This is a genomic window from Moorena sp. SIO3H5, from assembly GCF_010692395.1.
Taxonomy (GTDB): Bacteria; Cyanobacteriota; Cyanobacteriia; order Cyanobacteriales; family Coleofasciculaceae; genus Moorena.
This window is the reverse complement of record NZ_JAAHHS010000053.1, coordinates 19,334-29,170: the sequence shown is the minus strand read 5'-3', so window position 1 is coordinate 29,170 and position 9,837 is coordinate 19,334. Positions and strand designations below refer to the sequence as shown.

Sequence of the window (9,837 nt, the reverse complement as noted above, 5' to 3'; positions counted from 1 at the left end):
AAATGGGGGAGATTTGAGTATCACCACCGGGGAGTTAATTGTCAAAGATGGAGCAGTTGTTTCAGCTAGCACTGCTGGTGAAGGGGACGGGGGAGATGTGAGTATTACCACTGGGCAGTTAATTGTCAAAGATGGAGCACAAGTTTTAGCTGTCACTGTTGGTGAAGGGGATGGGGGAAAGTTGACTGTGGATGCCTCTGAATCTGTTCAACTGATTGGTACTGATGCCGATGGTTCGGTTTCCAGCGGCTTGTCGGCTGAAGCTTTTGGGAAAGGAAATGGGGGAGATTTGAGTATCACCACTGAGCAGTTAATGGTCAAAGATGGAGCAGTTGTTTCAGCTAGCACTGCTGGTGAAGGGGACGGGGGAGATGTGAAGATTACCACTGGGGAGTTAATAGTCTCTGATGGAGCACAAGTTTCAGCTGCCACTGTTGGTGAAGGGGACGGGGGAAAGTTGACTGTGGATGCCTCTGAATCTGTTCAACTGATTGGTAGCTCAGCCGATGATCGGGTTCCCAGCGGCTTGTTTACTCAAACTGAGGGGAAAGGAAAAGCGGGAGAGTTGAAGATTACCACTGAGCAGTTAATGGTCAAAGATGGAGCAGTTGTTTCAGCTAGCACAACCCGTGAAGGGGACGGCGGAAATTTGACTGTGGATGCCTCTGAATCTGTTCAACTGATTGGTACTGATGCCAATGGTCAGTATCGCAGCGCCTTGGCTAATCTAAGTCAAGGCACAGGAAAAGCGGGAGAGTTGTTGAAAATTACCACTGGCCAGTTAATTATCTCTGATGGAGCAGGAGTTAGTGCTCAAAGCAATCAACCGGGGAGTTCAGCAGGCGAAGTAAAGATTAATGCCAACTCCATCTTCCTAAACAACAATGGAATCATCACAGCAGAAACAGCAGGAGCGCAAGGCAATATTACTCTATATTCCCGTGACATCCAACTCCTCAACGAAAGCAAGATTAGAACTGACGCTGAGAATACCACTGGGGGCAAGATCAAAATTGATACTGACATCTTACTCGGTCTGGGAGATAGCGACATTACCGCCAATGCTCAACTTGGCTCAGGAGGTAGTGTGACCATTAAGGCAAAAGGCATCTTTGGCTTAGAGTTTCGAGACCGTCCAACTCCAGAAAATGATATCACTGCCACCTCCACCCTTGGCTCATCCTTTAACGGTGAAGTCAAAATCAACATCTCCCAGGTAGACCCCACATCAGGCTTAAACGAATTGCCAGGAATCCTGGTCGATGCAGAAGCCATCCTGGCCAATGACCTTTGTGGCTTTGAGAATAATCGGATTGCTGGCGGGAGTTCCTTCACCATTACCGGAAAAGGCGGTTTACCACCGACTCGATTAGATCCGGTGATTAATACTGACAGAACAGTGGGCTGGAGAACTCGTCCTGGCTTAGCCAGCAGCAGGAGACAAAAATTACAGCAGCAAGCTAATGTCAGACCCCCTCAACCTGTCCCAGAAAAAAAAGTGATTATCGAAGCCCAAGGCTGGGTAACAGCAAAGGATGGCACCATTATTCTTACTGCTCATCCGTTTAGGGGTACTCCTGTTGATCAGATATTGCCCAATCTTGATTGTCATTCAGGTTTAGGGAACAGGGAACAGGGAACAGGGAACAGGGAGTAGAAATATGAAAAAACTATCATTTCTAATTGCAATCGCATTAATATGCTTCCTACCATCGGGAAAAGCGTTATCAAATTCTGTTGTCATCACACCCGATTCCCGATTCCCGATTCCCGATTCCCGACTCCCGATTCCCGATTCCCTAGAACAACAAGCCCAACAACGCTATGAAACAGGGCAATTTCAAGAGGTGATACCGTTGTTGGATCAAGTTATTAGTAACTACAGCGATACTGGAGACATTATTGGTGAGATTAACAGCTTAGTTAATTTAGCTTTAGTTTATCAACGTTTGGGAAACTTGGAACAAGCTAAACAAACCCTATCCCAGAGTTCTACTAAATTATCACAACTTTCACCTAATACTAAAGAATATCAAGAATTACAATCCCAAATACTGTCAGTGGAAGGACAAGTATACTTATCCCTAGGTGATGTCAAAAAAGCCTTAGCAAATTGGGATAAAACTAGTGATATTTACGAAGACCTAGGAGATCTGAATAGATTAACGGAAAGTCAGATTTACCAAGTGCAAGCATTACGATCATTAGGGTTATATCATCAAGCGACTAAAACCTTAATTCAAATTAAGGAAACTCTCCAAGAGCAACCGGATAGCAAACTCAAAAGTAGAGCCCTCCAATACCTAGGTAATATCCTGCGCAGAGTAGGAAAATTCCAAGACTCTCAAGAAATTTTACAACAAAGTTTAGCCATAGCAGAAAAATTATTAAATCAGACTTTGATTGCTGAAATTAAACTAAATTTGGGGGATACAGCTAGATTACTAGGGGAAACAAAAAAGGCAATGAATTACTATAAACATATTGTGGAGGAATCTCCCTTACCGGATCTTAAGATTCAGGGACAATTAAATCAACTGAGTATATTGATAGCTAACCAAGAGTGGTCACAAGCCAAAAGGTTATTGTCAGCGATAGACTATACTTTAACGACATTATCTCCAAATCAAACAGCAATAAGTGCTAGAATTAATCTAGCCCAAACCCTTTCAAAAAGTAAAAGCTCCCAACTTAAATCTCCCCACTCCCTTGCTACTTATCTCGCCGATGCTATTAAGCTAGCTAGGAATTTAGGAGATAAAAGAGCGGAAGCTGAAGCCATTGGTAACTTGGGAACCTTATACGAATACAATCAACGTCTTGATGAAGCCCAAGACTTGACCGAAAAAGCCTTAGTCATTGCTCAAGGAATCCAGGCTCCGGATTTAGCCTATCAATGGCAATGGCAACTGGGCAGAATTCTAAATCTAAAACAGGATAAAAAAAACGCGATCGCGGCCTATTATCAATCCGTGATAACCCTCCAATCTATCCGTAGCGACCTAGTCACGATTAGTAGCGATATTCAGTTTGATTTCCGAGAGAGTGTTGAACCAGTCTACCGAGAATTAGTAGGACTACTGCTCGAACCAAATGCATCTCAAGAAAACCTCAAAAAAGCACGAGATGTGATTGAATCCCTGCAACTAGCAGAACTAGACAACTTCTTTCGGGATGCCTGTTTAGATGCCAAACCAGTTAATATCGACGAAATAGACCCTCTAGCCGCGATATTCTATACCATTATCTTGCCAGACCGGCTGGAAGTAATTGTCACCTTGCCGGGACAACCTCTGCGCCAGATCACCACTAACTTACCCAAAATAGCAATAGAATACCAACTGGCTTTGGCTTGGAGAAATATTACTAGCCCTTGGCGAGGTCTTCAAAAGGAAAACTTACAAACAATACACAACTGGTTAATCGGCCCGATTCAGGCCGAACTAGCCAATAGTAACATCCTCACCCTAGTATTTATCCCCGACGGAGCCCTGCGCAATCTTCCCATGTCTGTGCTTTATGACGGGGAAAAGTATGTGATCGAGAAATATAGTATTGCCGTAGCACCCAGTTTACAACTAATCGACTCCCAAGCAAACGCCAGACAAAACTTTTCAGTTCTGAGTGCTGGAGTGACGGAAGTTCGTCCCCATCGTCCCAATTTAGCACCACTTCCTGGGGTGAAGGTGGAATTAGAGAATATCAAGGCTCAAGTTCCTTCATCGATTCTACTCAATGAATCCTTTACTGAATCCAACTTCAATACAGAAGTTAATACCTCTGGTTACGAAATCGTTCATCTCGCCACTCATGGTCAATTCAGTTCAGTAGCTGAAAAAACATTTCTGCTGACCTGGGATGACGTGATCAATCTCAATGAGTTAAATAGTCTAATCTCAGCCGATCAAAAGCAAAAAAATCCCATTGAATTACTCGTCCTCAGTGCTTGTCAGACAGCCGCAGGAGACTCCCGAGCCGCTTTGGGATTGGCTGGAGTAGCAGTGCGATCTGGCGCACGCAGTACCCTTGCCAGTCTCTGGTCTGTGGACGATCTAAGCACTGCTAAGTTAATGACTCACTTCTATGAGAGCTTAGTGAAGGGCAAGGTTAGCAAGGCTGAAGCTCTGCGACAAGCTCAACTGGAGCTGTTGCAGAGGGAGGAATTTAAGCACCCCTATTACTGGTCGGCTTTTATTTTGCTGGGAAATTGGTTGTGAAAATTAGGGAGTAGGGAGTAGGGAGTAGGGTGTGGGGTGTGGGGTGTGGGGTGTGGGGTGTGGGGTTTGGAGTGTGGGGAGATAGGAAGAGGGAGTAGTTGTATTTGGTGCGATCGCATACCGGTTCTCAAAAAAGCGATCGCCTTTGGCGCGGCTTCGCCGATCGCACGGGTCGCATCTGTAAAATGGTCATCTTGGTGGAACTGGCATCTTGCCAGTTTCATGCTTATGGGCATTTTGGTGGAACTGGCATCTTGCCAGTTTCATGCTTATTGTCAAGCGGGCAGGATGCCCACTCTACTCCGATTGATTAATTAATTTAGCAACGCCGCTTTTTTGTGCTGCTAACTAATGTAGTGTGTCAGTGCAATAGTTTTTTTGACCCCTCTTTCCACCCTTAAGATTCTTACAACTTTTAAGATACTTACCACCCTTTGCAGTCATATTGTGTTAATGCAATAGTTTTTTTGACCCCCTTAACTTTTTACTCTCTTACAACCCTTACCACCCTCTAGCTAGAAATAGCGTCAATGCAACAGTTTTTTTGACTCCTTGCATTTACTGAGAACTTGTGTTAATATAACAGTATTGTTAAAGCAATGGTTTTACCGCCATGATGATTTCTACCGCCCAAGCTGCTGAATTACTAGGTGTTTCTGCCACTCGCGTCCGTTTCCTGCTGAGCAAGGGCAGAGTGAAGGGGGCTTATAAGGTGGGTAGAACTTGGGTGATTCCTCTGTTTGACGGTATGCCGGTGGTCACCCCTGGTACTCGCGGACCGAAGCGGAATTGGTCAAAGCGCACGCAGTACACGAAGGCTGTGATTCACGTTAATCAAAGGGTAATTCGCCAAAATCTCAAGAGCGGGGAGCGCAACCCTGTGATTACGGTCAAACGGGGTTCTAAAAATATTTACGGTCATACGGTAGAGGTCAATGGCCCTTGTCGGGTGATGTATCGTCCTGATGATCCTTTACATTGTGGGGCTAGGGTGTGGATTGAGACGATTTCTGATTTTAAGGTGAGCTGATTTGGTCAGCGGTCAGCCGTCAGCCGTCAGTGGTCAGTGGTCAGCTTATCTTATTCAAAAGCTGTTCGCACCTCAAGTAGCCTGGTCATTCAAGTAGCGTGGGCGTAGCGCATTAGCTGATAGCTGATAGCTGATGGCTGATAGCTGATAGCTGATAGCTGAATAACTAAGCTAAAAACCAATCGAAATTTCGGCTAATCAACAATTCTGTCTTCTTGGCATGGTGAGTGTTTTTCATGGCAATAGGTTGTATAGCAAATTCATAGCGACTTGCTAGATCTCTTGTTTCTTCTGTATTGTCATAGCTCATCAAAAAATCCCCTTCTAATTTGCTAGCAAGTTTAAATAGAGCTTCATGATCAACTGCTGAATATCGATAGAGCCTGCGCCCAGCTTTTAGATAAGGTGGATCAATAAAATAAATAGCATCATTGCGGTGATAATTTTGCTCACAAACCTCAAACCCATCCCCAGCAATAAATTTAATTTTTGTCTTGATTTTATCAATAGAAAGTATGCGCTTTTTCAGGGTTTCAGGATACCAGCGTGACGTGATTCCTTTGCCATTTTCCCCTTTTTTCATAAAACTAGCACCATCAGCCAGAATTCCACCACGATTAACGCGATTTTTAACTACTGTTGCGAAAGCGAGAGATTCAAGAGATTCATTTGCAGAATCAATAGCTTGCTTAGCACTCTTTGGAGTTAGATTAAAATTGACAATAGTTTCCGCTAGCCATTCAGCACCACCACCTAAAATGACCTGCCACACAGCAGCAACCCCTTCATCTTTTTCTACCATAGTTACTCTACCTACTAAATTCTCGAAAGCAGCAGTAAGACTGACTATAGCTCCACCAGCAAAAGGTTCAAAAAGTTCCTTATCTGTACCACCTTTATTATACAACCATTGGCGAATTTGAGGTATTAGCCAAGTTTTACCACCAGCATAGCGAAATGGGCTACGTTGCGGCACACTAGCTACATTTATGACTTTTTTATGACTGGTGAGACAGGCAGTATTAAATAGCTCAAGTTGAGTCATTGGCTTATAGCAATTCTATGAATTGTGAGGTACAAATTTCTGGTTTTTAGGGAGCAGGGAGCAGGGAGCAGGGAGCAGGGAGCAGAGAAGAGAAAAGAGGGAAGAGGGAAGAGATAAAAAATAATCTGTACCTCATAGCTACGATAAACGGCTTATCCTTTATTGTAAAGGAAGATCTACTATGGTTTGAGTATCTGGAGGATTATCTAGTTTATCATCAAGTTTCTGTTGAAGCACTTCAAGGAAATCTTCTACGTTACCAGCTTTCGGTGTTGAAATAGCGTTAATTGCTGCCCAGTATTCTGTATAAACTACATCGTGTAACGTCAAGTTGAACTTATTTTTTTCCTGTTCTAGGGTGTAAAGATGCCAGGCAACTTCCGATTTATCCCATTCAACCTGTGGCAATTGTGGCAGAGTATCAAAGAAACTCTTTTGTAAAACGATTACCTGTTTCTTATTCCACTCACGAAAAATTGATCCCTTATACAAAAGCTGAGGGAGCAGGCGTTTGCGTGAGGATGATAGATAATCTGGACTAGGATAATAAGTTGTCAATTTTGCCCAATCTATAGTTTTCCACTCTTCAGGATTACTAATATACCTTTCAAAGGGTTTTCTAACGTTACCAGAAATATAAACAGCTTGCACTTCTACAGAGCCAAAATCTAAAACTTTTCCTCGATCATCATAAGAAACTAAGACTAGATCAATATTTCCAGCGGACTGACCATTGGCATCTTTCAAGCGAACTTCTGTCAGGGAAGTCCAATTAGTTTCCTCTCCAAAGAAATAATTAGCGGCATTTTCAGCAATTAGCCAATCCTGTCGGAAGCGAACTGGACAAGTAATGACCGATTCATCCCTGTGATAGATACTACATACACCTAGAGGATTGTTTGCCTTATCTTTGGTGCAATTCGGCACCTTATTGTTATAAGGACACAGTTTGTAGCGACGATAGCGCTTTGCCTGTTCTGTGAAGTTGTTAGTTGGGAATCCGAAGACCTCTGCAAGAGGATTGTTGGACATATCAATCTAGTATAGTACTTATGTAAATCTAAGACTACCGTAAAAAGATCAAGATATTGATTAAAGTTGTACCGCTAAGGGTGAAGCTAGATAATTGCTTACGGATAAACAGCTAAGGTGGAAATTTATACTCAGCAGCAATCCATTGATGCGATTGGCCTCTGGCCACGCTGCGCGAACGCAAGCAAGTTCCAGCAGACTTTCTAGTGCAATTCGCTACTTGCCCGATTGTCACGTTTCTTCGGACTTCCCTATAAAATAGATACAGCTCAACCTTACCATTAGGCTCAAAAACAGGAGACTTAAGTGGCATACAGTGACTTTACTCTCAAGAAAGTAAAGCTTGACTTCAATATCCAGACTGTGGAGGATCAGTCACTATTTTCCAATACTGAAGAAATTGAAATCAGTGATTATCTGGCACAGACCTTAAAAAGAAATGTCCCTTTAGCCTTAGCCATTAATACGGAAAAAGCTAGGTCAGAACTCATCATTATCAATATTTTACTGGAAGTTAAAGAAAAATCCTCTCAAAAAATTAGTCTATTCTCAGGGATTGATTTTAATGTCGATAAGGAAAAAGGCTTAACTGGATTTTGCGATTATATCATTAGCGGTTCAGAAGAGCAGTTATATTTAGAGTTACCGGTAATTACAATAGTTGAAGCTAAGAATGAAAATATTATTTCTGGCTTAGGTCAATGTATTGCGGAAATGTATGCTGCTCAACTCTTTAATCAAGAAGCAAGTCATGAGTTATACTGTGTATATGGTGCAGTAACAACAGGGGATGAATGGAGGTTTGTTAAGCTTGATAAAAATGTCGCTTATATAGATAATGATAGCTATTATATTAGCGATATTAATAAAATTATTGGGATTCTAGTGAATATGGTAAAAGGAGAAGCCTAAGGGAGCAGGGAGCAGGGAGCAGGGAGCAGGGAGCAGGGAACAGGTAATAGGTAATAGGTAATAGGTAATAGGTAATAGGTAATAGGTAAGGGAAAATAGTAGAAATTCTATCTACCTCATTATCCCGATTCCCGATTCCCGATTCCCGATTCCCGATTCCCGATTCTCGATTCCCTAAAACCCAATCGATAACTGGAATAATTGTGAAATCAATCCTATAATTCCGCCGATTAATACTAACCATAGGGAATTTACCTTAAAACGAAATACCAGCACTGCGCTAGCTATTGCTACCATAACGGTTAACCAATCCACTAAAGCAGTACGTGCTAAAATGTAGGTTACTCCTGTCATCAGTCCTAAGGAAGCAGCATTAACACCGTCAAGGAATCCACTTGCCCAGGGGGATTGCCGTAGCTTGGGGACCCAAGGATTGAGGATTCCCACTAACACAAAGGCAGGCAAGAAGATTCCAACAGTTGCAGCGATTGCGCCAACATTTCCATTCAGCAGATAGCCAATGAAGGTAGCAGTGGTAAACACAGGACCGGGAGTGACTTGACCGATTGCGATCGCATCTAGCAGTTGTTGGGAAGTCAGCCATTGGTGGCGCTCTACTAAATCTTGTTGTAGAAATGCCAGCAGCACATAGCCACTACCATATAGAACGGAACCTATTTTTAGGAAGAATAGGAACACACTAACAGAAGATATAGAAGCGGCGGATGGTACACTAGTTTGTGCTAAAAGACTAGAGAAAGGGACAAGTAAAGCACCTGTGATATTGTTTCCTCTACGCCACAGGGTTTTGACTAGCATTACCGCAGCTCCCACCAACAGCAGTAATAGAATTTCATGGGTACCTAAGAAAAAAGCGATAGTAGCTGCAACTCCTGCTACTGTGGTGGGAATATCTTTTGCTGCTTTTTTCCCCAACTTCCATAACGCTTGTAAAACAATGGCGATGATAACTGGTTTGATACCATAAAGGAGCCACTCTACCTGGGGCACACTCTGGTAACGGGCATAAATTGCTGCCATGATCCAGACAATCACCATTGCTGGCAAGATAAAACAGGAACCAGCAACAAACAGCCCTCGCCATCCTGCTCGCTCATAACCGATGTGAATCGCTAATTCTGTAGAGTTAGGACCTGGAAGAAGATTGGTAACGCCGAGTAGATCGAGCAGCTTCTCATGACTCATCCACTGTCGTCGCTTCACTACTTCATCATCCATCATGGCAATGTGAGCAGCTGGGCCACCAAAGGCAATTGTCCCCAATTTAAAAAAGACTAGTGCTAATTCTTTTAGTCGTTGCCCCTCTTGTTGTGGGGACAGTTGAGCGTCAGAACTGTTGTGTTGCTCAGGCTGAATATCGTCTATTTCGTTAGACACTGGTTTGACTCAAAAGGCGTCAAGGTTAATATATCAAAGGGAACAGGGAATCGGGAATCGGGAATCGGGAATCGGGAATCGGGAGTCGGGGTAATAAAATGTAATTTATAATTAATTATATATAATTAATATTTAGCTGTTTGCGTAGCGTGCGCGTTTTTGTGGTTATTTTATTTGCCTTTTGCCTTTTGCCTTTTGCCTTT

General features: G+C 43.0%; 9 protein-coding genes. 4 read left to right on the top strand and 5 right to left on the bottom strand.

Annotated elements, in window-relative coordinates; genetic code table 11:
• Both F6K52_RS08810 and F6K52_RS08805 read left to right on the top strand, forming a co-directional pair.
• The coding region (locus F6K52_RS08810; RefSeq protein ID WP_293076477.1) for an S-layer family protein at positions 1–1,657 on the top strand (1,657 nt) is incomplete at its 5' end.
• Between the two features lie 4 nt (positions 1,658–1,661).
• Positions 1,662–4,217 carry a CHAT domain-containing protein gene (locus F6K52_RS08805; protein WP_293076475.1) on the top strand — a complete coding sequence of 852 codons (2,556 nt, stop codon included), beginning with the start codon at positions 1,662–1,664 and terminating at the stop codon, positions 4,215–4,217.
• On the opposite strand, the gene F6K52_RS08800 is transcribed toward F6K52_RS08805, so the two are convergent.
• Positions 4,178–4,453, bottom strand: a complete 276-nt coding sequence (locus tag F6K52_RS08800; protein ID WP_293076473.1) for a hypothetical protein — start codon at positions 4,451–4,453, stop codon at positions 4,178–4,180. The two genes, F6K52_RS08805 and F6K52_RS08800, sit on opposite strands and share 40 nt — an antisense overlap.
• A 377-nt stretch (positions 4,454–4,830) precedes the next feature.
• Between F6K52_RS08800 and F6K52_RS08795 the strand changes: the two genes are divergently transcribed.
• Positions 4,831–5,247: a helix-turn-helix domain-containing protein gene (locus tag F6K52_RS08795; RefSeq protein WP_293076471.1), complete on the top strand. Its 417-nt coding sequence runs from the start codon at positions 4,831–4,833 to the stop codon at positions 5,245–5,247.
• 166 nt (positions 5,248–5,413) lie between these two features.
• Here the strand turns inward: F6K52_RS08795 and F6K52_RS08790 are convergent, their stop codons facing one another.
• A complete protein-coding gene (locus F6K52_RS08790) occupies positions 5,414–6,223 on the bottom strand; it encodes a DNA adenine methylase (protein ID WP_293076479.1) in 810 nt (269 codons plus the stop codon).
• Between the two features lie 228 nt (positions 6,224–6,451).
• Complete coding sequence (locus F6K52_RS08785; protein ID WP_293076469.1) at positions 6,452–7,324, bottom strand: NotI family restriction endonuclease; 873 nt, start codon at positions 7,322–7,324, stop codon at positions 6,452–6,454.
• A gap of 306 nt (positions 7,325–7,630) precedes the next feature.
• Here F6K52_RS08785 and F6K52_RS08780 point away from each other — a divergent pair, with 306 nt between their 5' ends.
• Positions 7,631–8,236, top strand: a complete 606-nt coding sequence (locus F6K52_RS08780) for a hypothetical protein (protein ID WP_293076467.1) — start codon at positions 7,631–7,633, stop codon at positions 8,234–8,236.
• On the opposite strand, the gene F6K52_RS08775 is transcribed toward F6K52_RS08780, so the two are convergent.
• Both F6K52_RS08775 and F6K52_RS08770 read right to left on the bottom strand, forming a co-directional pair.
• On the bottom strand, positions 8,196–8,480 hold the full coding sequence (locus F6K52_RS08775; protein ID WP_293076465.1) for a hypothetical protein: 285 nt from the start codon (positions 8,478–8,480) through the stop codon (positions 8,196–8,198). The two genes, F6K52_RS08780 and F6K52_RS08775, sit on opposite strands and share 41 nt — an antisense overlap.
• Entirely contained in the window at positions 8,411–9,634 is a 1,224-nt protein-coding gene (locus F6K52_RS08770; RefSeq protein WP_293076463.1) for a chromate transporter, read from the bottom strand. The genes F6K52_RS08775 and F6K52_RS08770 overlap by 70 nt, the downstream gene beginning before the upstream one ends.
• Positions 9,635–9,837: the final 203 nt, after the last annotated feature.